This window comes from Mesorhizobium waimense (assembly GCF_003601975.1).
Taxonomy (GTDB): Bacteria; Pseudomonadota; Alphaproteobacteria; order Rhizobiales; family Rhizobiaceae; genus Mesorhizobium; species Mesorhizobium waimense.
Genome location: NZ_QZWZ01000210.1, coordinates 1 through 469 on the forward strand (window position 1 = coordinate 1; position 469 = coordinate 469).

General features: G+C 58.0%; 1 protein-coding gene and 1 pseudogene. One reads left to right on the forward strand and one right to left on the reverse strand.

Annotated features, from left to right (window positions below):
* Positions 1 to 202 (reverse strand): annotated as a pseudogene (locus D3227_RS40670) (IS66 family transposase); the annotation flags it as partial.
* Positions 203 to 291: 89 nt separating this feature from the next.
* Here D3227_RS40670 and D3227_RS40675 point away from each other — a divergent pair.
* A partial coding sequence (locus D3227_RS40675) for a phage integrase N-terminal SAM-like domain-containing protein (protein ID WP_167481045.1) occupies positions 292 to 469 on the forward strand: 178 nt, incomplete at its 3' end.

Consider the following 469-nt stretch of genomic DNA (forward strand, 5'->3'; position numbering starts at 1 on the left):
GATCGGCATCCTCACTCATGGCGCGGCTGTGACCTTTATGACCCGCCTTAGCGCCGCCAGGCTTTGCCCTGTCCCGACGCGCCTTGCGATCGCTCGAAGGTGGCTTGGACGACGTGCGCGATGTCTTCTCTGGCCGCTGTATCCGCAGCACCAGATCGATCAACTCTTCCTTCGTCAGACGCTGCAAATCAGTGCGATCCATATCCCCATAGATTCAGGGATTCTTGCCCCTGACAAGGGCGTGAGTAATTACCTGCTTGCAGCCCATTCCATCGGACAAAGGAGCTTGTCATGACCCAACTTCGGCAACGCATGAGCGAGGACATGCAGGTGCGCAACTTTGCGCTCAACACCCAGCTCTCCTATCTGCAACAGGTGTCGCTATTCGCCCGCCACTTCGGCAAGTCGCCGGACGTGCTCGGGCGCGAGGACATTCGGACCTATCAGGTCTATCTGACCAACGAGAAGA